Annotated in this window: 22 protein-coding genes and 1 pseudogene; 14 read left to right on the top strand and 9 right to left on the bottom strand. The window is 62.2% G+C overall.

All coding sequences use genetic code 11. The annotated features are described in order from the left end of the window. The first annotated feature begins 107 nt into the window (after positions 1 to 107). The gene (locus HX807_RS28770) at positions 108 to 398 is read left to right on the top strand and encodes a nucleotidyltransferase family protein (RefSeq protein WP_003214393.1); all 291 of its coding nucleotides are present in this window, start codon (positions 108 to 110) and stop codon (positions 396 to 398) included. Next, positions 395 to 739 carry a DUF86 domain-containing protein gene (locus tag HX807_RS28765; protein WP_177051857.1) on the top strand — a complete coding sequence of 115 codons (345 nt, stop codon included), beginning with the start codon at positions 395 to 397 and terminating at the stop codon, positions 737 to 739. Before HX807_RS28770 ends, HX807_RS28765 begins: the two co-directional genes overlap by 4 nt. Before the next feature lie 23 nt (positions 740 to 762). On the opposite strand, the gene HX807_RS28760 is transcribed toward HX807_RS28765, so the two are convergent. Then, positions 763 to 2,181, bottom strand: coding sequence for a short-chain fatty acid transporter (locus HX807_RS28760; RefSeq protein WP_008437512.1), 1,419 nt, complete (start codon positions 2,179 to 2,181; stop codon positions 763 to 765). 188 nt (positions 2,182 to 2,369) lie between these two features. Here HX807_RS28760 and HX807_RS28755 point away from each other — a divergent pair, with 188 nt between their 5' ends. Further along, positions 2,370 to 3,653 carry an MFS transporter gene (locus HX807_RS28755; RefSeq protein ID WP_102368096.1) on the top strand — a complete coding sequence of 428 codons (1,284 nt, stop codon included), beginning with the start codon at positions 2,370 to 2,372 and terminating at the stop codon, positions 3,651 to 3,653. Positions 3,654 to 3,759: 106 nt separating this feature from the next. On the opposite strand, the gene HX807_RS28750 is transcribed toward HX807_RS28755, so the two are convergent. Next, positions 3,760 to 5,130, bottom strand: a complete 1,371-nt coding sequence (locus tag HX807_RS28750) for a gluconate:H+ symporter (protein WP_023659163.1) — start codon at positions 5,128 to 5,130, stop codon at positions 3,760 to 3,762. 217 nt (positions 5,131 to 5,347) lie between these two features. On the opposite strand from HX807_RS28750, the gene HX807_RS28745 reads away from it, so the two are divergent. After that, a complete protein-coding gene (locus tag HX807_RS28745; protein WP_008437507.1) occupies positions 5,348 to 6,253 on the top strand; it encodes a cation diffusion facilitator family transporter in 906 nt (301 codons plus the stop codon). Between the two features lie 3 nt (positions 6,254 to 6,256). On the opposite strand, the gene HX807_RS28740 is transcribed toward HX807_RS28745, so the two are convergent. Continuing rightward, entirely contained in the window at positions 6,257 to 6,931 is a 675-nt protein-coding gene (locus HX807_RS28740; protein ID WP_008437506.1) for a heavy metal response regulator transcription factor, read from the bottom strand. Between the two features lie 161 nt (positions 6,932 to 7,092). Between HX807_RS28740 and HX807_RS28735 the strand changes: the two genes are divergently transcribed. From HX807_RS28735 to HX807_RS28725, 3 genes are read left to right on the top strand one after another with little or no spacing between them, the layout of a single operon-like run. Then, entirely contained in the window at positions 7,093 to 8,316 is a 1,224-nt protein-coding gene (locus tag HX807_RS28735) for a TolC family protein (protein ID WP_177051855.1), read from the top strand. An 18-nt stretch (positions 8,317 to 8,334) separates the two neighbouring features. Continuing rightward, positions 8,335 to 9,447 (top strand): efflux RND transporter periplasmic adaptor subunit, encoded by a 1,113-nt coding sequence (locus tag HX807_RS28730; RefSeq protein WP_003214413.1) that lies wholly within the window; start codon positions 8,335 to 8,337, stop codon positions 9,445 to 9,447. A gap of 18 nt (positions 9,448 to 9,465) precedes the next feature. Further along, positions 9,466 to 12,627, top strand: a complete 3,162-nt coding sequence (locus tag HX807_RS28725; protein WP_177051853.1) for a CusA/CzcA family heavy metal efflux RND transporter — start codon at positions 9,466 to 9,468, stop codon at positions 12,625 to 12,627. A gap of 37 nt (positions 12,628 to 12,664) precedes the next feature. On the opposite strand, the gene HX807_RS28720 is transcribed toward HX807_RS28725, so the two are convergent. The 4 genes from HX807_RS28720 to HX807_RS28705 all read right to left on the bottom strand — a co-directional run bounded on the left by HX807_RS28720 (position 12,665) and on the right by HX807_RS28705 (position 16,633). Beyond that, positions 12,665 to 14,068, bottom strand: coding sequence for a heavy metal sensor histidine kinase (locus HX807_RS28720; RefSeq protein WP_177020529.1), 1,404 nt, complete (start codon positions 14,066 to 14,068; stop codon positions 12,665 to 12,667). Beyond that, entirely contained in the window at positions 14,065 to 14,739 is a 675-nt protein-coding gene (locus tag HX807_RS28715) for a heavy metal response regulator transcription factor (RefSeq protein ID WP_177051851.1), read from the bottom strand. Before HX807_RS28715 ends, HX807_RS28720 begins: the two co-directional genes overlap by 4 nt. A gap of 219 nt (positions 14,740 to 14,958) precedes the next feature. Beyond that, positions 14,959 to 15,144, bottom strand: a complete 186-nt coding sequence (locus HX807_RS28710; RefSeq protein WP_008437498.1) for a hypothetical protein — start codon at positions 15,142 to 15,144, stop codon at positions 14,959 to 14,961. Positions 15,145 to 15,304: 160 nt separating this feature from the next. Beyond that, on the bottom strand, positions 15,305 to 16,633 hold the full coding sequence (locus HX807_RS28705) for an OprD family porin (RefSeq protein WP_177051848.1): 1,329 nt from the start codon (positions 16,631 to 16,633) through the stop codon (positions 15,305 to 15,307). A gap of 238 nt (positions 16,634 to 16,871) precedes the next feature. Between HX807_RS28705 and HX807_RS28700 the strand changes: the two genes are divergently transcribed. The 4 genes and pseudogenes from HX807_RS28700 (at position 16,872) to HX807_RS28690 (ending at position 19,257) form a co-directional block, all read left to right on the top strand. After that, a complete protein-coding gene (locus HX807_RS28700) occupies positions 16,872 to 17,204 on the top strand; it encodes a DUF2790 domain-containing protein (RefSeq protein ID WP_102368102.1) in 333 nt (110 codons plus the stop codon). A gap of 49 nt (positions 17,205 to 17,253) precedes the next feature. Next, positions 17,254 to 18,087, top strand: a pseudogene (locus tag HX807_RS32080) (PAS domain-containing protein); the annotation flags it as partial. Between the two features lie 108 nt (positions 18,088 to 18,195). Further along, on the top strand, positions 18,196 to 18,627 hold the full coding sequence (locus HX807_RS32075) for a methyl-accepting chemotaxis protein (RefSeq protein WP_371132413.1): 432 nt from the start codon (positions 18,196 to 18,198) through the stop codon (positions 18,625 to 18,627). Between the two features lie 54 nt (positions 18,628 to 18,681). Beyond that, on the top strand, positions 18,682 to 19,257 hold the full coding sequence (locus tag HX807_RS28690) for a flavin reductase family protein (RefSeq protein WP_177051846.1): 576 nt from the start codon (positions 18,682 to 18,684) through the stop codon (positions 19,255 to 19,257). 164 nt (positions 19,258 to 19,421) lie between these two features. Here the strand turns inward: HX807_RS28690 and HX807_RS28685 are convergent, their stop codons facing one another. Next, positions 19,422 to 20,306, bottom strand: a complete 885-nt coding sequence (locus tag HX807_RS28685) for a LysR family transcriptional regulator (protein ID WP_177051844.1) — start codon at positions 20,304 to 20,306, stop codon at positions 19,422 to 19,424. Between the two features lie 121 nt (positions 20,307 to 20,427). Between HX807_RS28685 and HX807_RS28680 the strand changes: the two genes are divergently transcribed. Next, complete coding sequence (locus HX807_RS28680) at positions 20,428 to 21,798, top strand: MFS transporter (RefSeq protein WP_218174130.1); 1,371 nt, start codon at positions 20,428 to 20,430, stop codon at positions 21,796 to 21,798. A gap of 121 nt (positions 21,799 to 21,919) precedes the next feature. Here HX807_RS28680 and HX807_RS28675 read toward each other — a convergent pair whose 3' ends face one another. Beyond that, positions 21,920 to 22,720 (bottom strand): AraC family transcriptional regulator, encoded by an 801-nt coding sequence (locus HX807_RS28675; RefSeq protein ID WP_003214430.1) that lies wholly within the window; start codon positions 22,718 to 22,720, stop codon positions 21,920 to 21,922. A 137-nt stretch (positions 22,721 to 22,857) separates the two neighbouring features. On the opposite strand from HX807_RS28675, the gene HX807_RS28670 reads away from it, so the two are divergent. Both HX807_RS28670 and ddlA read left to right on the top strand, forming a co-directional pair. Next, positions 22,858 to 23,496 carry a LysE family translocator gene (locus HX807_RS28670; protein WP_177051842.1) on the top strand — a complete coding sequence of 213 codons (639 nt, stop codon included), beginning with the start codon at positions 22,858 to 22,860 and terminating at the stop codon, positions 23,494 to 23,496. Positions 23,497 to 23,539: 43 nt separating this feature from the next. Continuing rightward, a complete protein-coding gene (ddlA, locus tag HX807_RS28665; protein WP_177051840.1) occupies positions 23,540 to 24,634 on the top strand; it encodes a D-alanine--D-alanine ligase in 1,095 nt (364 codons plus the stop codon). The last annotated feature ends 46 nt before the right edge of the window (positions 24,635 to 24,680 follow it).

Genomic DNA, 24,680 nt, shown 5'->3' with positions numbered 1-24,680 from the left:
GCAATGGAATGTGACGGAACGAAGACAGCAGTGTGATCATGTGGGCATGCTTCCTGATCCCAAGCACTGCTAGACTGGCCCGATATTGCATACCGCAGAGGTGCCCCATGAAACCTTCAACTGCCCTGGATCTCAAGAGGGCTGCCGTGCGTGAAGTAGTAGGACGTTTCCATACCTCCAACCCAAGGGTGTTTGGGTCCGTTTTGTTGGGGACTGATAAAGACGGCAGTGATCTCGATTTACTGGTTGATGCGCTACCGGGAGCGACCCTTTTTGACCTTGGTGGGCTGCAGGTGGAGTTGGAAGACTTGCTCGGGGTAAACGTCGATTTGCTGACGCCTGGCGATCTGCCTCTGAAGTTTCGTGCTCAAGTCTTGGCTGAGGCCCGGCCCGTATGATCTCAAATCGGATTGGCGACTACCTGGAGCACATGCGCCAGGCATCGTCCGACGCGATCACCTTTGTCGAAGGGGTGAGCAAACCTGAGTTTTTTGAAGACAAGCGTACCCAGCAAGCCGTGATCATGAGTTTGATCATCATCGGCGAAGCGTCGACCAAAATAATGGATCAACATCCAGAGTTTGCAGCCGCCCAACCGCAGGTGCCTTGGCGCAGTATGCGCGGGATGCGCAACCGGATTGCCCATGGTTACTTCGACATAAATCTTGAAGTGGTAGGGGGCACGGTTCAGCACGCGCTACCTGAGCTGCTGAACAACCTGCCAGCCGCACCCGCCTGAAGAGCGGGTGCAGCTTCGGAAAATTAAGGCATCACCGGCGGCAAATATTTAAGCGTCGTGCCCAACGCCCACAGCAGGAACAACACCAGCGGCGTATGCACCAGCAACTGCACAAACGAAAAGCCGATCAAGTCCCGCGCCTTCAACCCCAGCACGCCCAGCAGCGGCAGCATATAGAACGGGTTGATCAGGTTAGGCAGCGCTTCGGCGGCGTTGTAGATCTGCACCGCCCAGCCCAGGTGATATTCCAGGTCGTTGGCGACCTGCATCACGTACGGCGCCTCGATGATCCACTTGCCGCCGCCCGACGGGATAAAGAAGCCCAGCACCGCCGAGTACACACCCATCAACAGCGCGTAGGTGTCGTGGGACGCGATCGAGGTGAAGAAGGTCGAGATATGGTGCGCCAGGGTCGCGCCGTCACTGCCTTTCACCACGGTCATCAGCGCGGCAATCGAGCCATACAGCGGGAACTGGATCAGCACCCCGGTGGTGGTGGGTACCGCACGGGCCACCGCGTCGAGGAAGCTGCGCGGGCGCCAGTGCAGCAAGGCACCGACCATCAGGAACAGGAAGTTATAGGTGTTCAGCCCCGAGATCGCGCTGATCGCCGGCTTGGTCGAGAACTCGTGGAACAACCAACCGGCGGCCAGCAACGCCAGCAGGATGGTCAGCAACGGGCTGTGCTCCAGCCACTCGCCCGGACGGGTCGGCGGTTGCGGCTTGGGCATGTTGAAGGCCGGGTCGATACCGCAAGCCTTGGCGTCACGGGCGGAGTTCGGCCCGGGCGCGGTGGCGTAGGCGATGATCAGCGACACCACGATCAGCGCCAGCAACAGCACGCCGGACTGCCACAGAAAGATGGTGTCGGTGAACGGGATCATCCCGGTGATCGACAGGATCGACGGCGGCAAACTGGCCGGGTTGGCCTGCAACTGCGCCGCCGACGACGACAGCCCCAGCGCCCAAACGGCACCCAGGCCGAGGTAGGCCGCAGCACCGGCCGCGCGGTAATCCATGCGCAAATCCGTACGCCGGGCCAGCGCACGCACCAGCAAACCACCGAACACCAGGGACAGGCCCCAGTTGAGCAACGAGGCGACCATCGAAATCAGCGCCACCCAGGCCACGGCAGAACGGCCGTTCTTCGGGATGCGCGCCAAGCGGTCGATCAACTTTACGGCGGGCGGGGAGCTGGCGACCACGTAACCGCCAATCACCACAAAGGCCATTTGCATGGTGAACGGGATCAAACTCCAGAAACCGTCACCAAACGCCTTGGCGGCCTCGGTCGGCGCGGCGCCCATGCCCAGGGTCGCCACGGCGACAATGATCACGGCGAGGGCGGCAAACACCCAGGAGTCAGGGAACCAGCGCTCGGCGAAGTTTGAACAACGCAGGGCGAATCGGGCGTAGCGGCTGTCTTCGATAGCATCGGCCACGTTCAGTACCTCTATTTGTATTTATTATGGGGGCGGCAGTTTTGCTGCATGTTCCTCTACGGCTATTCATTTGGGAATGTAGTTATCTTCATTGATCAATGAGTAAAGCAAATATATCCGGCGAGATTGCCATCACCGGGCCCAGCTCATAACCTGCAGGCCATTTTGTTTGTCTGCCGAGCTTTTCCATGACTGCCACCTCTTATCCACAGGCGCAGCGCTTCTCCCGCTCCGACTACAAAACCCTGGGCCTGGCTGCCCTGGGCGGGGCCCTGGAAATCTACGACTTCATCATCTTCGTATTTTTCGCGCTGACCCTCAGCCAGCTGTTTTTCCCGCCGGAAATGCCCGAGTGGCTGCGTCTGCTGCAAAGCTTCGGCATCTTTGTCACCGGCTACCTCGCGCGCCCGCTGGGCGGAATCCTGATGGCGCACTTCGCCGATCACCTGGGGCGCAAACGGGTGTTCAGCCTGAGCATCCTGATGATGGCGCTGCCGTGCCTGCTGATCGGCATCATGCCCACCTACGCACACATCGGTTACTTCGCACCGTTGATCCTGCTGGCGCTGCGCATCCTCCAGGGTGCGGCAGTGGGCGGGGAAGTGCCCAGCGCCTGGGTGTTTGTCGCCGAACACGCTCCGGACAACCATCGTGGTTATGCCCTGGGCTTCCTCCAGGCCGGGCTGACCTTCGGCTACCTGCTCGGCGCGCTGACGGCGACGTTGCTGGCGCAAGTCTTCACCCCGGCCGAAATCCTCGACTACGCCTGGCGCTTCCCGTTCCTGCTCGGCGGCGTGTTCGGCGTGATCGGTGTCTGGCTGCGGCGCTGGCTCAGCGAAACCCCGGTGTTCCTGCAAATGCAGGCCCGTCGCCAGGCCGGCGCCGAACTGCCGCTGCGTACCGTCCTGCGGGAACATCGCAGCGCGCTGCTGCCGGCGATGATCCTCACCTGCGTGCTCACCTCGGCCGTCGTCGTACTGGTGGTGATCACCCCGACCATGATGCAGAAAACCTTCGGCATGAGCCCCAGCCACACCTTCGCCCTGAGCGCGTTGGGCATCGTGTTCCTGAATATCGGTTGCGTGTTGGCCGGGCTCCTGGTGGACCGCATCGGCGCCTGGCGTGCGGTGTTGGTCTATAGCCTGCTGCTGCCGGTGGGGATTGCCGTGCTCTATGCGAGCCTGATTGCCGGTGGCGTGTGGCTGGGCGCAGCGTATGCAATTGCCGGCTTGAGTTGCGGGGTGGTGGGCGCGGTGCCGTCGGTGATGGTCAACCTGTTCCCGGCGCAGGTGCGCGTCTCGGGGATTTCCTTCACCTACAACATTGCGTATGCGCTGTGGGCGAGTACCACGCCGCTGATGTTGATCGCGTTGATGCCGACCAGCCCGTGGATCTGCGTGGGGTATTGCGTGGCGATGGGCGCGGTGGGCGCAGTGAGTGCGGCGCATTTTGGCAAGCGCCTACCCACCTGATCGTTCCCACGCTCTGCGTGGGAACGCCTCCCTGGACGCTCCGCGTCCGCTTGTGTGACGCGGAGCGTCACGGGATGCATTCCCACGCGGAGCGTGGGAACGATCATTACGTCAGGAAGTGCCACATCAGCAGCGTGCCCACCAGGCCCACCACCGACACAATGGTCTGCAACACCGACCACACCCAGATCGTCTGCTTCAGTTGCAAGCCGAAGTATTCGCGCACCATCCAGAAGCCGGCATCGTTGACGTGGCAGAAGAACACCGAGCCGGCACCAATCGCCAGGGCGACCAGTGAGCTTTGCGTCGCCGCCAACCCCGCCATCATCGGCGCCAGGATGCCCGCCGTTGTCGTGGTGGCGACGGTCGCCGACCCCGTGGCCTGACGCAGCGCCACCGCAATCAACCAGGCCAGCAACAGGTACGGCATGTGCGCGCCTTCGGCCACCTTGCTGATGGTCTGGCTCACGCCGGCATCCAGCAGGGTTTGCTTCAACCCGCCACCGGCGCCGATGGTCAGCAGCAGCACCGCGATCGGCGCCAGCGCCTTGCGCAGGGTGTTGCCGACATCGGCCCGCGGCATGCCGCTGGCCCAGCCCAGGCAGATCACCGCGGCAATCACCGCCAGGCCCAGCGCGATCAACGGCTCACCGAGGAACTTCAAGGTCAGTGCCACCGGGCTTTCCGGCGACATGGCAACCTTGGCCAGGGTGCTGCCGAGCATCAGGATCACCGGCAACAGGATGATCAGCAGCGACACACCAAAACTCGGCTGGCGCGGCGCCTTGGGCGGTGCGCTGAACAGCGCGCCAATGTCGGCCGGCTCGTCCACGTGCATGCGCTTGGACAGCCAGTTGCCGTACAGCGGGCCGGCCAGAATCACGGCCGGTACCGCCAGGCAGAAGCCCAGCAACATGGTCAGGCCCAGGTCGGCGTGCAATGCGCCCACCGCAATCAGCGGCCCCGGATGCGGCGGCATCAAGGCGTGCAGGGTGGTCATCCCCGCCAGCGCCGGGATCGCGATTTTCAGCAGCGGCTGGTTCGAACGCTTGGCCATCACGAAGATGATCGGCACCATCATCACCAGGCCCACTTCGAAGAACAGCGGCAGGCCAATCACCATCGCCACCAGCGCCATCACCCACGGCAATGACTTGCCTTTGCCCAACCCCAGCAGGGTGGTGGCGATACGGTCGGCAGCGCCGGACTCGGCCATCAACGCGCCGAGCATCGAGCCCAGGGCAATGATGATCCCGGCTTCACCAAGGATCGCCCCGGCGCCTTTACTGAAGGCCTTGGCCACTTCTTCCGGCGGCAAGCCCGCGCCGACACCGGCGATAAACGTACCGATCAGGATCGACAGGAAGGGCGGCAGCTTGGTCGCGCTGATCAACACAATGATGCTGGCGATGGCCAGTAATACGCAGAACATGAGGCGGGTGTCGTGAACCATCCACGCGGCAGTCGATAACTCCAAAACGGGACTCCTTATCGAACAGGTTGGCTAATGTGTTTCTTTTTGTTTCCTGCTCGAAAAGCATACCTGATACAACGGTTCCAGAGCGTTCATGTTCAATTTTGGTGCGCATGGCTTAACGCCCAGCTGACGGCGAGATGACAATTTTGCAACTCGTGCCGGTGGTTTTGGCCTATAGCTCTATGATCAACCGGACCACGACCCACGAGGACATTTCATGAGCGCAGGACACAGCCACGCCCAGGTACGCGCCGGCCACGAACGGCTGTTATGGATCGCATTGGCACTGACCGGCAGCTTTATGATCGCCGAGGTGATCGGCGCCTTTATCACCGGCAGCCTGGCGCTGTTGTCCGATGCCGCGCACATGATGACCGACGCCCTGGCGCTAGGGATTTCCCTGGTGGCGATCCAGGTCGCCAAGCGCGCCGCCGACCGCAAGCGCACCTTCGGCTATGCGCGTTTCGAGATCCTGGCGGCAGCGTTTAATGCGCTGCTGCTGTTCGGCGTGGCGTTCTACATCCTGTATGAGGCGTATCAACGCTTGCAGGCGCCCGCCGAGATCCAGTCCACCGGCATGCTGGTGATCGCGGTGCTGGGGCTGGTGGTCAACCTGATTTCCATGCGATTGCTGAGTGCGGCCAGCGGCGAAAGCCTGAATGTGAAGGGCGCTTACCTGGAGGTCTGGAGCGACATGCTCGGCTCCATCGGCGTGATCATCGCGGCGCTGGTGATCATGTACACCGGCTGGGGCTGGGTGGATTCGGTGGTGGCGGCGGCGATTGGCTTCTGGGTGTTGCCCCGCACCTGGACGCTGCTCAAGGAAAGCATGAACGTGCTGCTGCAAGGCGTGCCGGATGGCATTGATATCGACAAGGTGGAGCAGGCGATTCGCGGCGTTCCCGGGGTCAAGGACGTGCATGATCTGCATATCTGGGCCCTCACCAGCGGCAAAAATGTGCTGAGTACTCATCTGGTGGCGGATTCTGCTCAAGGCAGCGAGCAACAGATCCTCAGCCAGGTGACGGAGTTACTGCATGAACAATTCGATATTTCCCACGCCACGATCCAGATCGAGGGCGAAGGTTTTCAGCATGACGAGCACGACGAGGTGCACGCCTGACCGTCACTCACGGTCTTCCAGCACATAACCCACGCCGCGCAAGGTATGGATCAACTTGCGCTCGAACGGGTCATCGATCTTCGCCCGCAGGCGGCGGATCGACACTTCCACCACATTGGTGTCGCAATCAAAGTTCATGTCCCACACGAACGAGATAATTTGCGTGCGCGACAGCACCACGCCGCTCTGGCGCATCAGCAGGTGCAGCAGGGCGAACTCCTTGGTGGTCAGGTCGATGCGCTGCAAACCGCGAAACGCCCGGTGGCGGCCCTGATCCAATTCCAGGTCGGCCACCCGCAACACATCCGGCACCGGCGAATGCACGCTGCGGCGCATCAAGGTGCGCACCCGCGCGAGTAATTCGGGGAACTCAAACGGCTTGACCAGGTAATCATCGGCGCCCAGGTCCAGGCCCTTGATCCGGTCGGCGAGGCGGCCCTGGGCGGTCAGCATCATGATGCGGGTGCTGCTGTTCTGGCGGATGCGTTGCAGCACGTCCCAGCCATCCATCAACGGCAAATTCACGTCGAGCATCACCAGGTCGTAGGCGTGCTGGCGAGACAAATGCAGGCCGTCGGCGCCGGTGGCGGCACAGTCGACGATATAGCCACTTTCGCTCAATCCCTGGTGTAGATAATCGGCGGTTTTAGGTTCGTCTTCGATAACCAGAATACGCATGTCGAGGATCCCGCTGGGCAGTGGAAAAGTTGCCCGGAGCTTAAAGCAAAAGCCCGCGCCAGAGCCGCTGCTAACGGATTTGTAATGTTCTGGCCACTCCTCTGATAAGTACCGAAAGTTACATTGCCCACCTGTTAATTCATGGGCATGGAACTCTTGTTATGCCAACTTTTGTCCGCACGTTTATCGGCGCTTCGGTGCTGTTGCTGATGACGGTCCAGGGCGCAAACGCGCAAACCCTGACCCTCGAATCGGCCCTGCAAACCGCCTTCGCCAACAACCCCGACATGGCCGCTGCGCAGTGGGAAATCGACATCGCCCAAGGCGGTCGCCAGCAGGCCGGTTTGATCCCGAATCCGGTGGCCTCCTGGGATGCCGAAGACACCCGCCGCAACTCGCGCACCACCACCGTGAAACTGAGCCAAACCCTGGAACTGGGTGGCAAGCGCGGCGCCCGGATTGATGTCGCCACCCGTGCCCAGGAGGCGGCCGCACTCACCCTGGAACAGCGCCGCAACGGTCTGCGAGCGGAGGTCATCGACGGTTACTACGGTGCACTTCGCGCCCAGGAACGCCTCGACCTGGCCCAGCGCTCATTGGCATTGGCCGAGCGCGGCCTGGTGGTGGCCAATGGTCGCGTCATCGCCGGCAAAACGTCCCCGGTGGAAGCCACCCGCGCCCAGGTGCAACTCTCGGAAATCCGCCTGGAATTCAACCGCGCGCAGATGGGCCTGACCGATGCCTACCGGCGTCTCGCCGCCAGTACTGGCGCGGCCAGCACCGATTTCCAGGCCGTCGCCACCCAAGCCCAGGCCGCCCCGGCATTACCGTCGCCCGCGCAGCTGCTGGCGCGCCTGGAACAGACCGCCGAACTGCGCCTGGCCGAGCTGCAAATCGTCCAGGGCGAAGCGGCCCTGGGCCTGGAAAAAGCCCAGCGCATTCCCGACCTCGACGTGTCCATCGGCAGCCAATACGACGCCAGCGTGCGCGAGCGGGTCAACGTGGTGGGCGTTTCGATGCCAATCCCGCTGTTCAACCGCAACCAGGGCAACGTGCTGGCCGCGAGTCGCCGCGCCGACCAGGCCCGCGACCTGCGCAACGCTGCCGAACTGCGCCTGCGCACCGAAACCCGCCAGGCCCTGGACCTTTGGCAAACCGCGAATACCGAAGTGCGCTCGTTCAACCAACAGATCCTGCCCGCCGCCCAAAGCGCGGTGGACAGCGCCACCCGCGGTTTCGAGATGGGCAAGTTCAACTTCCTCGACGTACTCGACGCCCAGCGCACCTTGATTGCGGCCCGCACCCAATACCTCGCGGCGACCGCCCAGGCCACCGAAGCCTGGGTGCGCATCGAACGGATTTACGGCGACCTCGCCCGGTTTTGATTTTTTCAGGAGCGTTCCATGAACAACAAACACAGGATGGCGCTGGCCGTTGCGCTGATGCTGGCGTGGCCGGCCATCAGCGGTGCGGCAGAGGCGGAAGAAGAAGGCAAGATCGAGCTGACCGAACAGCAGGTCCAGGCCGCCGGTATTCAACTGGCCCCGGCGCAATCCCGGCAGATCAGCACTGTGCTTTCGCTGCCGGGCGAGGTGCGTTTCGACGAAGACCGCACCTCCCACATCGTCCCGCGTGCTGCCGGCGTGGTGGAGTCGGTGAAGGTCAACCTCGGCCAATCGGTGAAGAAGGGCGAGCTGCTGGCAGTGATCGCCAGCCAGCAGATTTCCGATCAGCGCAGTGAACTGGCGGCCAGTGAGCGCCGGGTGGTACTGGCCCGCACCACCTTCCAGCGCGAGCGCCAGTTGTGGCAGGACAGGATCTCCGCCGAACAGGATTACCTGCTGGCGCGCCAGGCGCTGCAAGAGGCCGAAATCGCCCTGAACAATGCCCGGCAAAAGATGAATGCCCTGAGCGGCAGCGCTGTATTGGTCGGCGGCAATCGCTACGAACTGCGGGCGCCGTTCGACGGCGTAGTAGTGGAAAAACACCTGGGTGTCGGCGAAGTGGTGAGCGAGACCAGCAACGCCTTCACCCTGTCGGACCTGTCCCAGGTGTGGGTCACCTTCGGCGTGTTCCCCAAGGATTTGAACAAGGTCCGGGTCGGCAAACCGGTGAAGGTCACGTCCTCGGAAATGGGTACCGAAGTGCTCGGAACCGTGGCCTATGTCGGCAACTTGCTGGGGGAGCAGACCCGCACCGCCACCGTACGCGTCACGGTGCCGAACCCCGACGCTTCGTGGCGTCCAGGGCTGTTCGTTTCCGTGCAGGTCGCCACCGACACCTACCCGGCCAAGGTCACCGTCCCCCAGGAGGCGATCCAGACCGTCGAGGACAAACCCTCGGTGTTCGTGCGCACCAGCGACGGCTTCATGACCCGGCATATCGAACTGGGCGTCAGCGAAAACGGTTTCGTCGAAGTGCGCCAGGGCCTCGACGCCGGCGCGCAGGTGGCCACCGTCGGCAGCTTCATCCTCAAGTCCGAGTTGGGCAAGGCCTCGGCCGAGCACGCCCATTGATCCTGCGAGTGATTTCCCATGTTTGAGCGCCTTATCCAATTCGCCATCGAGCAGCGCATCATCGTGCTGCTGGCGGTGCTGTTGATGGCCGGTGTCGGTATCGCCAGCTATCAGAAATTGCCCATCGACGCCGTGCCGGATATCACCAACGTCCAGGTGCAGATCAACTCGGCGGCGGCGGGTTTTTCGCCGCTGGAAACCGAGCAGCGCATCACCTTTCCCATCGAGACCGCCATGGCCGGGCTGCCGGGCTTGCAGCAGACCCGCTCGCTGTCGCGCTCGGGCTTGTCCCAGGTCACGGTGATTTTCAAGGACGGCACCGACCTGTTCTTCGCCCGCCAGCTGGTCAACGAACGCTTGCAGGTGGCTCGCGAGCAACTGCCCGATGGCATCGAAAGCATGATGGGGCCGATCTCCACCGGGCTCGGGGAAATCTTCCTGTGGACCGTGGAGGCGAAAGACGGCGCGCGCAAGGAGGACGGCTCAGCCTATACGCCGACCGACCTGCGGGTGATCCAGGACTGGATCATCAAGCCGCAACTGCGCAACGTGCCGGGCGTGGCCGAGATCAACACCATCGGCGGCTTTGCCAAGGAATACCAGATCGCCCCGGACCCCAAGCGCCTGGCGGCCTACAACCTGACCTTGGGCGACCTGGTCACGGCGCTGGAGCGCAACAACGCCAACGTCGGCGCCGGCTACATCGAGCGCAGTGGCGAGCAATTGCTGATCCGTGCGCCGGGGCAAGTCGGGTCCATCGACGACATTGCCAACATCGTCATCACCACTTCCGACGGTACGCCGATTCGGGTGCGCAACGTCGCCCAGGTCGACATTGGCCGCGAGCTGCGTACCGGTGCCGCCACGGAGAATGGCCGCGAAGTGGTGCTGGGCACGGTGTTCATGTTGATCGGCGAAAACAGCCGCACGGTGTCCCTGGCGGTCGCGAAAAAACTCGAAGAGATCAACCGTTCGCTGCCTGAAGGTGTGGTGGCCGTCACCGTCTACGACCGCACCAACCTGGTGGAAAAAGCCATCAGCACCGTGAAGAAAAACCTCTTCGAAGGGGCGCTGCTGGTGGTGGCGGTGCTGTTTCTGTTCCTCGGCAATATCCGCGCTGCGCTGATCACCGCGATGGTGATTCCCCTGGCGATGTTGTTCACCTTTACCGGGATGTTTACCAACAAGGTCAGCGCCAACCTGATGAGCCTCGGCGCGCTGGATTTCGGGATTATCGTGGATGGCGCGGTGGTGATCGTTGAAAACGCCATCCGCCGCCTGGCCCATGCCCAGCAGCGCCACGGGCGACTGTTGACCCGCAGCGAGCGCCTGCATGAAGTGTTCGCGGCGGCCAAGGAAGCGCGGCGCGCGCTGATCTTCGGGCAACTGATCATCATGGTGGTGTACCTGCCGATCTTCGCCCTCACCGGGGTCGCCGGGAAGATGTTCCACCCGATGGCGTTCACCGTGGTGATCGCGCTGCTGGGGGCGATGATTCTGTCCGTGACCTTCGTGCCGGCGGCCATTGCGCTGTTCGTCACCGGCAAGGTCAAGGAAGAGGAAAACCTGGTGATGCGCAGCGCACGCCGTGTCTACGCGCCGGTGCTGGATTGGGTGATGGCGCGCCGGCCGCTGGTGTTCGGCCTGGCGGTGCTGGCCATCGTTGCGTCGGGCCTGGTGGCCAGTCGCATGGGCAGCGAATTTATCCCCAGCCTCAGCGAGGGTGATTTCGCCCAACAAGCGTTGCGGGTGCCGGGCACCAGCCTGACGCAGTCGGTACAGATGCAGCAGCAACTGGAAAAGACCTTGATGGCCGAGGTGCCGGAAATCGAGCGGGTATTCGCCCGCACCGGCACCGCGGAAATCGCCTCCGACCCGATGCCGCCGAACATCTCCGACAGCTACGTGATGCTCAAGCCCAAGGACCAGTGGCCCGACCCGAAGAAGTCCCGCGAGGCAATCATCGCCGACATCCAGCGCGCCAGTGCGATTGTGCCGGGCAGCGTGTATGAACTGTCGCAACCGATCCAGCTGCGCTTCAACGAACTGATTTCCGGCGTGCGCAGTGACGTGGCGGTGAAGGTGTTTGGTGACGACATGGCGGTGCTCAACAAGACCGCCGGGGAAATCGCCGAGACCTTGCAAACCCTCAAGGGCGCCTCGGAAGTGAAGGTGGAACAGACCTCCGGCCTGCCGGTGCTGACCATCAATATCGACCGCGACAAGGCCGCGCGTTTCGGCCTGAACATAGGCGATGTGCAAGACACGATTGCCGTCGCCGTGGGTGGGCGCCAGGCCGGGACGATGTACGAAGGCGACCGGCGTTTTGATATGGTCGTGCGTTTGTCGGACGCGCTGCGCACCGATATCGAAGGCCTGTCGCGGCTGTTGATTCCGATCCCGGCGCTGGCGAATAACGCGGCGGGGCAGTTGGGTTTTATCGCGCTGTCGGAAGTCGCCAGCCTGGACCTGGTGCTCGGCCCCAACCAGATCAGCCGTGAAAACGGCAAGCGCCTGGTGATCGTCAGCGCCAACGTGCGTGGGCGCGATATCGGCTCGTTTGTCGAGGAAGCCGGGACGGCCATCGACACTCAGGTGAACATCCCCGCGGGCTACTGGACCACCTGGGGCGGCCAGTTCGAGCAGTTGAAGGAGGCCTCCGAGCGCTTGCGCATCGTGGTGCCGGTGGCGTTGCTGCTGGTGTTCGGGTTGCTGTTCATGATGTTCAACAACCTCAAGGACGGGCTGCTGGTGTTCACCGGGATTCCCTTCGCGTTGACCGGCGGGATCATGGCGCTGTGGCTGCGGGACATTCCGTTGTCGATCTCGGCGGGCGTGGGTTTTATCGCGCTGTCGGGGGTGGCGGTGCTGAACGGGTTGGTGATGATTGCGTTCATTCGCAACCTGCGGGAAGAGGGGCGCTCATTGTCGGTGGCCATCAACGAAGGCGCCCTGACGCGCTTGCGCCCGGTGTTGATGACGGCGTTGGTGGCGTCGCTGGGGTTTATCCCCATGGCCCTGGCCACCGGCACCGGCGCCGAAGTGCAGCGCCCGTTGGCGACGGTGGTGATTGGCGGGATTATTTCGTCGACGCTGCTGACCCTGCTGGTATTGCCGGCGCTGTATCACTGGGCGCATCGGCGTGAAGAACAGGAAGACCGCCTGATGCCTGACCAATAACCTGTGGTGAGGGAGCAAGCTCCCTCACCACAATGGGTTATTGGCAGATAGCGTTGGTATGAAGGGGAAACACCAACCGAAACACAGTGAAATCTCCGGGCTCGCTGCTGACTTCTGCCCGGCCTTGATGCAGGGTCATGATCGACCGCACGATGGCCAGCCCCAGCCCGGTCCCCCCTTCGGAGCGGGCGCGGCTGCTGTCGACGCGGTAGAAACGCTCGAACAGGTTCGGCAGGTGGTGCGCTTCAATCCCCGGACCCGGGTTGCCCACCGACAGCGAGACTTGCTGCCCGTGGGTTTCCACCTGCAACGACACCGTGGAAGCGTGCGGGGTATGCCGGATGGCATTGGACAACAAGTTGGAAATCGCCCGCTGAATCATCAGGCGGTCGCCATGCACCGAGGCATCACCGTGAAGGCTCAGGCTCAGTTGCTTGTCTTCGGCACTCAACGCAAACAGTTCCATCACCCGGCGTGCTTCAGCGGCCAGGGACACGGGCGCAAACGAAACCCGCGCCGCCGGGTGGCTGACCTGTGCCAGGAACAGCATGTCGGAAACGATCCGCGCCAGCCGCTCCATTTCTTCGGTGCTGGATTCCAGCACCGCCTTGTACTCCTCGGGCGGGCGCTCCCGGGACAACGTCACCTGGGCCTTGCCCATCAAGTTGGTCAGTGGCGCGCGCAGTTCGTGGGCCAGGTCATCGGAGAACTGCGACAGCTGCTGCACACCGCCATCCAGGCGCTGCAGCATGAAATTGATGCCCTGCGCCAACTCGCCCAACTCGTTGGGCAAGTTATCCACAGCCAGGCGGTGGGTCAGATCCTGTGTGGTGACCTTGGCCGCGACGCGGCTGAACTGTTGCAGCGGTGCGAGCCCGCGTTGCACCACCCACCACGCGCCGATGCCGATCAGCAGCAACAGCAGCGGCAGGGCGATCACCGTGGAACGCAGGTAAGCACTGAGCAATGCCTGATCGTCCATGCGGTCCAGGGACAGCAGCACCCGCACGCGTTCGCCGCTGGACAGGCGCATCAGGCTGGAGGCGCTGAGCACCTGGTTGCCGTTGCTGTCGTCCCAGTTCAGGTAACCGAGGGTCTGGCGTGGTGCGAAGTCGGTCAGCAACGGTTCCTGTGGCTTGGCACCGACGCTCAGCAGCACCGCTTCATCGGGTGCGGTGCCGACGATGGTCAGGTAGAAATTGTCATGCCCCATCACCAGGTCCATCAGCGAATGCGGGCGGGCTTTTATGTCGCGGGTGTCCAGGCCGAGGGCGAGGCTGTGCTGGATCTGCTCCATCTTGCTTTCCAAGCCCTTGCGCGCCAGCTTCTCAAGCTCGTGGGTCAGCGCCAGGTAGGCCAGTGTCGCGAGCAGCACCACCAGGCCCGCGCCCATCAGGCTCACCGTCAGCCCGAGGCGCATCGACAGGCTGCTGGCTTTCATTGGCGGGCCTCCAGCACATAGCCCACGCCGCGAATGGTATGGATCAGCTTGACGTCACTCTGGTCATCGACCTTGGACCGCAGGCGGCTGATGGAGACCTCCACCACGTTGGTGTCGCAGTCGAAATTCATGTCCCACACCAGGGAAATAATCTGCGTGCGGGTCAGCACTTCGCCGGACTGACGCATCAGCACATGCAGCAGCGCGAACTCCTTGGTGGTCAGGTCAATGCGCCGGGTGCCGCGATAGGCGCGGTGGCGGCGCGGGTCCAGTTCAAGGTCCGACACGCGGAAGACTTCCGGCACCGGTATGTGCTCGCTGCGGCGCAACAGCGTGCGCACCCGGGCCAGCAATTCGGGGAATTCGAAGGGTTTGACCAGGTAATCATCGGCGCCCATGTCCAGGCCCTTGATCTTGTCAGTCAGCCGGCCACGGGCTGTGAGCATCATCACCCGTTGGTTGCTGTCGCGGCGCAGTTGCTCAAGCACTTCCCAGCCGTCCTTGGCCGGCAGGTTTACATCGAGAATCACCAGTTCATAAGCGTGTTGCCCGGCCAGGTGCAGGCCGTCCACGCCGCTGGCGGCGCAGTCGACCACGTAACCGCTTTCGGTCAGGCCCTGCTGCAGGTAGGCGGCGGTTTTTTGCTCGTCCTCAACCACAAGGATACGCATGGGGGTTTACCTTTTACTGATAGAGAGAGACTGAAATTCGAATTTTCCGAAGCCTGAAGGCTGAAGTAGCTACAGGGTCAATCAGCCAGTTTGTGACTGGTTGTTGCGTTGCAGAACGGGCGGGCAAAAAAAACGCCCCATCCGGGGCGTTAAAAATTCATCTCTTTCCAAAGGAGCTACACAAAAGCTTCAGAGATGAATGTGCTCGGTGTGCGCCGTTCAGATCGACTGCTTCTGTGCGTCGGCGGGCGCGGTCTCGGCCACGGACTGTTCACCGTGGACCTGCTGCTGTTGCTGGCGGAACTCGGCGAGGAACTGCCGGGAGCGGTCGGCGCCGTCGTCGGCGAATGCGAGGGTGGAAGTGGCGCCGAGAAAACTGATCAATAACAGGTGGGATGGCTTCATGACGTGTCTCCAAATAAGGCGTGTGCCGTTAGTTGTGACCAGTATATGAAGCGCAACTTAACGAGAAGGTGAGGCGCATATTACAGTTCTGACAGGCTTCAATTTGTGAACAGATGTTAGTCAACGGCAAATGAATGTAAGCATTTGCCGTTGTGTTCATTTACAGAATTGCCAATGGGTATTCGACAATCAACCGAACTTCTTCCAAGTCCGACTCAAAGGCACTTGAGCGAACGGTCGCCTGGCGCAAACGCAGCGACAGGTCTTTCAATTTACCGCCCTGCACCACGTACTTCGCCTCGATATCCCGCTCCCAGCGGCGTTGATCGGTCAGCGGGTCGCCGGCCGCGTCACGGCGCATGTACACGCTGTTGGCGTTGCTGTAGTCGGCGCCGGTACCTTTGCCATAGCGGGTCATGAAGGTCAGGCCAGGAATGCCGAAGGCCTGCATGTCGAGGTTATAGGCGAGCATCCACGAGCGTTCCCTGGGCGAGTTGAAGTCGCTGTACTGGATCGAGTTGTTGAGGAAGATCGAGTCCGACATGCGCAGGTAGTCAAAGTCGTCATCGCCGTTGTTGCGCTGGTGCGACAGGGCCAGGCTGTGGGCGCCGACCTTGACCCCGAGCCTGGCGCTCCAGATGTTGTTATCGAACTCGCCAAGGCGTTTCTTGCCCTCGTCCGCGGCCTTGTAATAGTTGAAGTCGCCAAACAGCGACACGTCATCGTTCAGCGGGTAGCTGGCGGCGCTGCCGAAGTAGTACTGGTCCCAGGCATCCTTCAGGCGGCTGGTGTACAGGCTGACGCTGAGGTGTTTGTTCACCTGGTAGTCGCCGCCGGCATAGCCGATCCAGGGTGAATCCACCTTGCCCGCATAAAACGTCGCGAAGCCTTTATCCATGCCGCTTTGAGTAGGCTGGCTCATGCCGCTCAAGTGCCCGGCCTGCAAGCTCAAGCCGTCAATGCTGGTGTTTTGCGCGGTGACGCCACGGAAGCTTTCCGGCAACACCCGCGAGTCGCCGTAGGCCACCACCGGGGTCAGCGGGAACACGTCACCGGCCTTGATCACGGTATCCAGCAGACGCACTTTTACCGCGCCGCCGAGCTTGCTGTAGCCATCCTCGGGGTGGTTGTCGCTGTCTACCGGCAGTACGCCGAACGAGCCCTTGCCGCCGCTGCGGCCGGTGCCGGAGTCGAGTTTCAGGCCATACATCGCAAACGCATCGAGGCCGAAACCCACCGGACCCTGAGTGAATCCGGATTCGAACTTGCCGATAAAACCCTGGGCCCAGGCTTCGGAATAGCCATTGCCGGTGGGGCTCGACTGGCCCTTGCGGTCATCGCGGTTGAAGTAGAAGTTGCGGGCCAGCACGTTCAAGGTGCTGCCTTCGATAAACCCTTCGGGTTTTTCTTCCACGGCCATGCCTGACAGCGGGGTGAGCCCCGCCAGGGCGGCAATCATGGAGAGTGAAAATGTGCGGTTAGTGCTCATGTAGCGCTCCTCGGTAGTGGCAGCTATCAGCTTCTTATCGATGGGGCATTCTTGTTGTGATGGTGCCCGGGCAGATAGTTGCAAACACGAGATAACGGCGAGGTGGCGCACAGATTACAATTTTGGAATTTCAATAAAACATAACGGATAAGTAATCTTTCGGTGAACTTTGCGACAGGCTTGGTTAGTTATTCTTGCTCTGAACTTTTAATTCAATAAGTCAGACGAGGACGCCCTCATGAATACCCTGAAAACCACTGTCGCTGCATTGGCCCTGATCGTTTCCGCCGGCGCGATGGCCGAAGGTGGAGGCGACCGCACCTTCGCCCAATTGATGCAAAACAATGAGCAAGCCATGGCCGCCTACGCCGCCAGAAAGGGCAAGCCTGCGCCCGAGGTGATGGTGTATCGCTACGGCATGAAGCTGGACATTGCCAGGGTGGTGAATGTCACGCCGCCGATCCGCTCGTGCAGCGCGGTGCCGTCACGCATGACCTACGAAGACTCCACCGGCAAGCTCAACACGCTCCACTACCAAGTGATGGGCATCTGCCGTAACAACGGCAGTTGAGGGGCTGAAAAAATATAGTTGGGCAATGGGCTAAAGCTCTCTTAAGAAAATGCCGGCAGCGCCGATGCAGGTCAGATCCCGCCCTCATTTGCCCACCGGTGCCTCCATGTTCAACACCCGTCTCAAGCAGGAGCTGTCTGCTCTTCGCGAAGAATTATCCAGTTTGCAGCAGGTCAAGGAGAGCCTGGAAAGCGAAATGATGGCCCTGACCCTGGATCCCGAAGGGCGCATCGAGTCCGTCAATGCCATCTTCCTTCAAGAGATGGCTTACCAGGCAAGCCAGCTGCAAGGCCGCCTGATCGAGGATCTGGTGCCGGCGCACGTCAAGCACGACACCTTTCAACTGCGCTTCACGAACGCCCTGGTGCGTGGCGAACACTTCGCCGGTTCCGTACGCCTGATGCGCGGCAACGGCAATGAGGCGTGGCTGCGCTCCATCGTGCAACCGGTGCGTGGCAGTGACGGGCGTATCAAGCATATTTCGATGTACTCCAGCGACCTGACCCGCACTATCGAGGCGTCCCGCGAGCACGAAAACCTGATCACCGCGCTGGTGCGTTCCACGGCAGTGATCGAGTTCGACCTCAACGGTAATGTACTGACGGCCAACGACCGTTTCCTCAACGGCATGGGTTACAGCCTGGCGCAGATCCAGGGCAAACATCACCGGATATTCTGTGAGCCGCAGGATGCCGGCAGCGTCGAGTACCAGCAGTTCTGGAAGCGCCTGAACGCCGGTGAATTCGTCGCGGGGCGCTTCAAGCGGGTGGACAGCCACGGGCGGGTGGTGTGGCTGGAGGCTTCGTATAACCCGGTGCTCGACGCCAACGAGCGGCTGTACAAAGTGGTCAAGTTCGCCACGGTGATCACCGACCAGGTCAACCAGGAACAGGCCGTGGCCGACGCGGCCAACATCGCCTACAGCACCTCGCTGCACACCGACAGCAGCGCCCAGCGCGGCACCACCGTGGTCACCCAGGCGGTGGAGGTGATGCGCGACCTGGCCAAGCACATGGAGCAGGCGGGTGAGGGCATTGAAGCGCTGAACGCCCAGTCCCAGGTGATTGGCAGCATCGTCAAGACCATCAGCGGCATCGCCGAGCAGACCAACCTGCTGGCGCTCAACGCCGCCATCGAAGCCGCCCGTGCCGGTGAGCAAGGCCGTGGTTTTGCGGTGGTGGCCGATGAGGTTCGGCAACTGGCGTCGCGTACCAGCAAAGCCACCGAGGAAATCGTCGGCGTGGTGCGCCAGAACCAGGACATGGCCCGCGATGCAGTGGCGCTGATGACCGATGGCCGCCTGCAGGCCGAGCAAGGGCTGGCATTGGCGGCCGAGGCGGGCACGGTGATCGTCGAGATCCAGGACGGCGCCCAGAAAGTGGTCAGCGCTGTAGGGCAATTCGCCAATCAACTGAGCAGCTAGTCACCCGGGCTCATGCTTGAGGTATCGTAGGTTTTTTTTCCGAGCCTTTCGTCCATGAGCCCTAACCATCGCCGTCCCGTCCCGCTGTCCAAGGCCTACCGCTTGCTCAACCACGGCCCGACCGTACTAATCAGCGCCGCGCACAACGGCCAGCGCAACATCATGGCCGCGGCATGGGCGATGCCGCTGGATTTCGAGCCGCCCAAAGTCGCCGTCGTGCTGGATAAGGCCACCTGGACCCGGCAACTGCTCGAAGGCGCCGGCACTTTCGTGCTCAACGTACCGTGTGCGGCCCAGGCCGATATCGTGCAGACCGTGGGCAACACCACCGGCAGCGAGACCGACAAGTTCGCCGCATATGACTTGCAGACGTTCAGCGGCGAACACACCGAAGCGCCGATGCTTGAAGGCTGCGTGGCGTGGCTGGAATGCCGCTTGCTGCCGGAACCGCATAACCAGCAGACCTACGATCTGTTCCTCGCCGAAGTGGTGGCCGCCCAGGCTGATGAGCGCGTATTCAGCGACGGTCGCTGGCATTTCGAAGGGCAGGATGCGCTGCGTACCTTGCACCATGTGGCGGGCGGGCATTTCCTGACGATTGGTGAGCCGATTGATGGGCGACAGCTTTAAGCCCAGTGCCAATTCTTCCGGTAAAGCCTGGTTTTGTGGCGAGGGAGCTTGCTCCCGCTGGAGCGCGAAGCGGTCCCATTGTTTCCTGCCAATACACTTGGTCGGTAGATATACGACTGCTGCGCAGCCGAGCGGGAGCAAGCTCCCTCGCCACAAAGGTTGTGTTACCACTGGCTTTTGCTGAGCGCCTCGGCAAACGCCATCAACTTCGGCGAGTACTGCCGCGATGGCGGATACACCAGCGATATCGCCCGACTGCGCCCGGCAAATTCCTCCAGCAAGGGCACAAGGCGCCCGGCCGCCAGATCTTCCCGCACCGCAAAGTCCATCACCTGGGCGATGCCGAATCCGCCCAGCGCGCCGTCCACCAGCGCATCGCCGATATCAAAGATCAACCGCCCCTCGACACTCACGTCCTGCACCCTGCCATCGAGCATGAACTGCCAGTCCACCAGCCGGCTGGTACGCAGGTTACGTACGGTCAGGCAATTGTGGTCCTGGAGTTCATCGACGGTCTGCGGCGTACCAAAACGCGCGAGATAAGCCGGGGAGGCGACGGTGACCCAGCGCAGCGGTGGCAGTGCCCGGGCGATCAGGCGTTGGTCCTGGATGTCGCCGGTGCGCAGCAAGGCGTCAAAGCCTTCGTCGACGATGTCCACCAGGCGGTCGGTCATTACCGCTTCAATGCGCAGGTCGGGGTATTGCAGGGTCAGCTCGCCGATCACCGGCATCACCACCTTGCGGCCAAACAACGAGGGCGTGCTGATCTTCAGCAAACCGGACGGTGAGGCACGGCGGTCGAGCATTTGCCGCTCGGCTTCGGCCAGTTCCGCCAGCAGCGGCGCGCTGCGTTCATACAGCATCTGCCCGTCGGGCGTGAGGCTGACGCTGCGGGTGTTGCGTTGCAGCAGGCGCACACCCAGCTGGTTTTCCAGCCGGGAAATGGCCCGGGACAAGCCCGATTGGGTCAGCCCCAGGTCTCCGGCGGCGCGAGTGAAACTGCGGGTTTCGGCGACGCGCACCAGCAGGCGAACAGCATTCAGATCCATGATTAAAGTCATTACTGAAAGAGTGATAGGGGTATTTATCATCTGTTGGGCATGAAAGAAACTGGCGCCTCTCATTTTCAGGCAGGACGCTGTGATGTCTTCTTCTCGACCCTCTGGCTGGATGCTGTTGCTGCTGGCAACCGCGCAACTGATCATCGCCCTCGACGCGACCATCGTGTTTGTCGCGCTGCCGCAAATCGGCAGCCACCTGGGGTTTTCTGCCCAGCAATTGCAGTGGGTGGTCAGTGCCTACAGCGTGGCGTTTGGTGGCTTCCTGTTGCTGGGCGGTCGGGCGGCGGACCTGTTGGGCAAGCGGCGCTTGTACATGCTTGGCCAGTCGCTGTATGCGCTGTCTTCCCTGGCGGCGGTGCTCGGTGGCAGCGCCTTGCTGCTGGTGCTGGCGCGGGCGGTGCAGGGTGTGGGCGGGGCGCTGTTGTTCCCGGCCACGCTGGCGCTGATCAACACCCACTACGCCGAAGGGCCCGCGCGTAATCGGGCGTTTGCCGTGTGGAGCGCGGCGTCTGCGGCGGGCCTGGCATTGGGCGCGTTGCTCGGCGGCGTGCTGACCCAGGCCTGGGGCTGGGAAGCGGTGTTCCTGGTGAACGTGCCATTGGCCGGTGCCTGTGCCCTGGCGGCGCGCTACTGGATTCCCGCCGATGGCGAGCGGGCCCGCGGGCGCAACTTTGATATCAGCGGTGCGTTGACCGTGACGCTGGGCGGCACCTTGCTGGTGTTCTCCCTGGTGCAGGGGCCGGAGTGGGGCTGGGCGGCGCCGTCGACCCTGGGCTGCATGGCCCTGGCGTTGGTGCTGCTCGGGTTGTTTGGGTGGATCGAACACCGGGGCCGTGATCCGTTGATGCCGCTTCGCTTGTTGGGCTATCGCGAGTTGCGCATGGCCATGGTGTTGACGGCGGTGTTCATGAGCAGCTTTGGCGTGCAGTACTACTTTTTGGCGGTGTATTACCAGCAGGTCTACGGCTACAGCGTGTTGCAGGCGGGGTTGGCGTTTTTGCCGGCGACGCTGGTGTGCACCGCGGGCATCTGGCTGGCGGAGCGTTCATTGGCGCGTCTGGGGTTGCGCAACACCCTGGTCAGCGGCCAGTTGGCGGGCGCGGTGGGTATCGCTTTGGTATGTGTGGCGTTGCCGACGGGGGCGGGGTTCTGGTCGTTGCTGCCGGGGATTTTCATCCTGAGTATTGGCCAGGGCATGACCTGGACGGCGATGTGGGTGGCCGCCGGGCTGGGCATCCGGCCGGGCGAGCAGGGCGTGGCGGCGGGCATGGCGTCCACCAGCCAGCAGATTGGCGGTGCGTTGGGGCTGGCGTTGCTGGTGTCGTTGGCGAACGCCGGTGGGTCGACGGGCGCGGCGCAGGCGGGCGGGATTGAACTGGCGTTGTGGTGGAGCGCGGCGATTGCCCTGGCGGGGGCGGTTCTGGCGTTAGCACTTAAAGAGCGCGCTATAGAGTCGGATGCGATTTCAGCAGCGACATAAATCAACTGTAGGAGCTGGCTTGCCTGCGATGGCGGAGTGTCAGCCAACAATTTATTAACTGACCCACCGCCATCGCAGGCAAGCCAGCTCCTACAGGTTGATCGCGTTTCAAGGCGGGATTTCAGCGCCCGAGCATCTTCACCCAGCGCGACGGCGGCATGCCGAAAGTGCTGCGGAACTGGCGGGTCATGTGGCTCTGGTCGGTGAAGCCGGCGGTCAGTGCCGCATCTACCAATGACTGGCCCTGGCCCAGCAGGCTGCGCACCAGGTCCAGGCGGCGCATGGTCAGGTAGCGATAGGGGCTGGTGCCAAACAACAACCGAAAATCCCGCGACAGCGCCCAGCGGTCGCGGTTGGCGTATTCCGCCATTTCATCGAGGGTAATCGGGCGGCCCAGGGCACTGTGGATAAATTCCCGTGCGCGCTCGGCGGCCCGGTAGTCGAAGGTCTTGCGATTGACCGTGATGCCCGACGCGTTATTCAGCGCCTGGGCCAAGTCAAACATCGCGTCCTGTTCCTGCAGCGGGTCAATCGGGCAATCCAGGCTTTGCAGCAACACTTCACTGGCGCGGTACAGCCACGGGTCGCTGGACAATCCGCCGGGGATGAACGGTAACGGCTTGCCGCCGAGCACCTGCTGGATCAGCGCCGGCTCCACGTAAATCATCCGGTATTTGAAACCTTCCTCGCTGCCGGCCCAGCCGTCATGCACTTCATCGGGATGGATCACCATGGTCCGCCCCGGCAGGCTGTGGGTCATGCCGCCGCGATAGTGAAAGCTCTGCACACCGAACAGGGTACGGCCGATGGCATAGGTGTCGTGGCGATGGGGGTCGAAGCCAAACCCGGCAAAATACGCCTCGATGCGCTCCAGGCCACTGGCGTGGGGCGCGCGGTGCAGCCAGTCGATATTGGTCGCCATGATGAGTTGTCGCGCAAAGAGATGGAAATACGGTAACCCAGTCTGAATCCGCTGTCTGCCGGGGTCTTGTACGATTGTGCAGGGCGGGTACCGGGCATATGATCCTTATTCCTGCACTGCCCTCGGCGGAATCCCACATGGAATTGTTCAATCCGGCCTACGCGGCTCCTCTGGTCTCGCTGGCCCTGCTCTGGACCGTCGCGGTCGTCACGCCCGGCCCGAACTTCTTCAACACCGCGCAACTGGCCGCCAGTTGTTCACGCCGCCATGGCGTGGTGGCGTCGGCTGGCGTGGCCACCGGCACCGTGATCTGGGGGCTGGCGGGTGGGCTGGGGATCAAGTCGCTGTTCACCGCAGCACCCATGTTGTACCTGGCGTTCAAGATCATCGGCGGCTGCTACCTGATTTACCTGGGCTTGAAACTGTTCCGGCGCTCGGCACCGTCGATGGCCCAGAACCTGTTGCCCGACGAACCTCGGCGTTCACTGTTCTCCGCCTGGCGCCTGGGTTTGCTGGGCAACCTGTCCAACCCCAAGGCGGCGTTGTTCGTCGCGACGATCTTTGCATCCACCATGCCGCAGTCACCGTCGCCGACGCTGCTGACCCTGGCCGTGATCACCATGGCGACCTTGTCATTCAGTTGGTACTCCTGCGTGGCACTGGTGTTTTCCAGTGAGCGGATGGCCAACGTCTATGCCCGCTCGCGCAAGTGGCTGGACCGGTTTGCCGGTGGTTGTTATGTGCTGTTCGGGGCCACGCTGGTAGCGAATCGCTGACGGCTCATGGTAAGAAGCCTTACTTTCAAACGTGAGGCCGATCATGAGCAAGCTGCGGGTAGGGATTATTTTTGGTGGCCGTTCGGCCGAGCACGAAGTGTCGCTGCAATCGGCGCGCAACATCGTCGATGCACTGGACCGTTCGCGCTTTGAGCCGATCCTGATCGGCATCGACAAGGCCGGCCACTGGCACCTCAACGACACCTCGGGCTTTCTGCTCAACGAAGAAAACCCGGCGCTGATCGCCCTCAATCAATCCAATCGTGAACTGGCCGTGGTGCCGGGCAAGGCCAGCCAACAACTGGTGGAAACCGCCAGCCAGGCCTCGTTGGAACATGTCGATGTGATCTTCCCGATCGTCCACGGCACCCTCGGCGAAGACGGCTGCCTGCAAGGCCTGATGCGCATGGCCGACTTGCCGTTTGTCGGCTCCGACGTGCTGGGCTCGGCCGTGTGCATGGACAAGGACATCAGCAAACGCCTGCTGCGCGATGCCGGGATTGCCGTGACGCCGTTCATTACCCTCAACCGTCGCACGGCGGCGCGAACCACCTTCGAACAAGCCCGGCAGAAACTCGGAGTGCCGATGTTCGTGAAACCGGCGAACCAGGGTTCGTCCGTGGGTGTGAGCAAGGTGGGCAGCGAGGCTGAATATCATGCCGCCGTAGAACTGGCCCTCGGGTTTGATGAAAAGGTGCTGGTGGAGTCGGCGGTCAAAGGCCGGGAAATCGAATGCGCCGTGTTGGGTAACGAGAATCCCATCGCCAGTGGTTGCGGCGAGATCGTGGTACGGGACGGTTTCTACTCCTACGACAGCAAATACATCGATGACCAGGCGGCCCAGGTGGTGGTGCCGGCGGATATCAGCGTTGAAGCCAGCGAGCGTATTCGTGCGTTGGCTATCGAAGCGTTTGAAACCCTGGGCTGTGCCGGGCTGGCGCGGGTGGATGTGTTTCTGACGGATGAGGGGGAGGTGCTGATCAACGAGATCAACTCGTTGCCGGGCTTTACGCGCATCAGCATGTACCCGAAATTGTGGCAGGCGGCTGGCATGAGCTACAGCGAGCTGGTGAGCCGGTTGATCGAGCTGGCGCTGGAGCGGCATGCGGGGCGTAAGGGGTTGAAGATCAGCCGCTAAAGATCAAATGTGGGAGCTGGCTTGCCTGCGATAGCGGTGGATCAGT

This window comes from Pseudomonas sp. D8002, from assembly GCF_013385695.1.
GTDB lineage: Bacteria > Pseudomonadota > Gammaproteobacteria > Pseudomonadales > Pseudomonadaceae > Aquipseudomonas.
Note: the sequence above shows the minus strand (reverse complement) of the source record. Positions and strands in the feature narration are given on the sequence as shown.

Coding starts and splice junctions, on each gene's coding strand:
- HX807_RS28675 (WP_003214430.1), bottom strand. CDS start 22,720: ATGGCGACCAATATCGACTGGCTGCACCGCGCGCCCCACGCCAGTGGC.
- HX807_RS28740 (WP_008437506.1), bottom strand. CDS start 6,931: ATGCGTATTCTGGTTATCGAAGACGAACCTAAAACCGCCGATTATCTA.
- HX807_RS28730 (WP_003214413.1), top strand. CDS start 8,335: ATGAACAACAAACACAGGATGGCGCTGGCCGTTGCGCTGATGCTGGCG.
- HX807_RS28720 (WP_177020529.1), bottom strand. CDS start 14,068: ATGAAAGCCAGCAGCCTGTCGATGCGCCTCGGGCTGACGGTGAGCCTG.
- HX807_RS28690 (WP_177051846.1), top strand. CDS start 18,682: ATGAGCCCTAACCATCGCCGTCCCGTCCCGCTGTCCAAGGCCTACCGC.
- HX807_RS28710 (WP_008437498.1), bottom strand. CDS start 15,144: ATGAAGCCATCCCACCTGTTATTGATCAGTTTTCTCGGCGCCACTTCC.
- HX807_RS28685 (WP_177051844.1), bottom strand. CDS start 20,306: ATGGATCTGAATGCTGTTCGCCTGCTGGTGCGCGTCGCCGAAACCCGC.
- HX807_RS28700 (WP_102368102.1), top strand. CDS start 16,872: ATGAATACCCTGAAAACCACTGTCGCTGCATTGGCCCTGATCGTTTCC.
- HX807_RS28770 (WP_003214393.1), top strand. CDS start 108: ATGAAACCTTCAACTGCCCTGGATCTCAAGAGGGCTGCCGTGCGTGAA.
- HX807_RS28735 (WP_177051855.1), top strand. CDS start 7,093: ATGCCAACTTTTGTCCGCACGTTTATCGGCGCTTCGGTGCTGTTGCTG.
- HX807_RS28755 (WP_102368096.1), top strand. CDS start 2,370: ATGACTGCCACCTCTTATCCACAGGCGCAGCGCTTCTCCCGCTCCGAC.
- HX807_RS32075 (WP_371132413.1), top strand. CDS start 18,196: ATGCGCGACCTGGCCAAGCACATGGAGCAGGCGGGTGAGGGCATTGAA.
- ddlA (WP_177051840.1), top strand. CDS start 23,540: ATGAGCAAGCTGCGGGTAGGGATTATTTTTGGTGGCCGTTCGGCCGAG.
- HX807_RS28705 (WP_177051848.1), bottom strand. CDS start 16,633: ATGAGCACTAACCGCACATTTTCACTCTCCATGATTGCCGCCCTGGCG.
- HX807_RS28680 (WP_218174130.1), top strand. CDS start 20,428: ATGCTGTTGCTGCTGGCAACCGCGCAACTGATCATCGCCCTCGACGCG.
- HX807_RS28725 (WP_177051853.1), top strand. CDS start 9,466: ATGTTTGAGCGCCTTATCCAATTCGCCATCGAGCAGCGCATCATCGTG.
- HX807_RS28745 (WP_008437507.1), top strand. CDS start 5,348: ATGAGCGCAGGACACAGCCACGCCCAGGTACGCGCCGGCCACGAACGG.
- HX807_RS28670 (WP_177051842.1), top strand. CDS start 22,858: ATGGAATTGTTCAATCCGGCCTACGCGGCTCCTCTGGTCTCGCTGGCC.
- HX807_RS28765 (WP_177051857.1), top strand. CDS start 395: ATGATCTCAAATCGGATTGGCGACTACCTGGAGCACATGCGCCAGGCA.
- HX807_RS28715 (WP_177051851.1), bottom strand. CDS start 14,739: ATGCGTATCCTTGTGGTTGAGGACGAGCAAAAAACCGCCGCCTACCTG.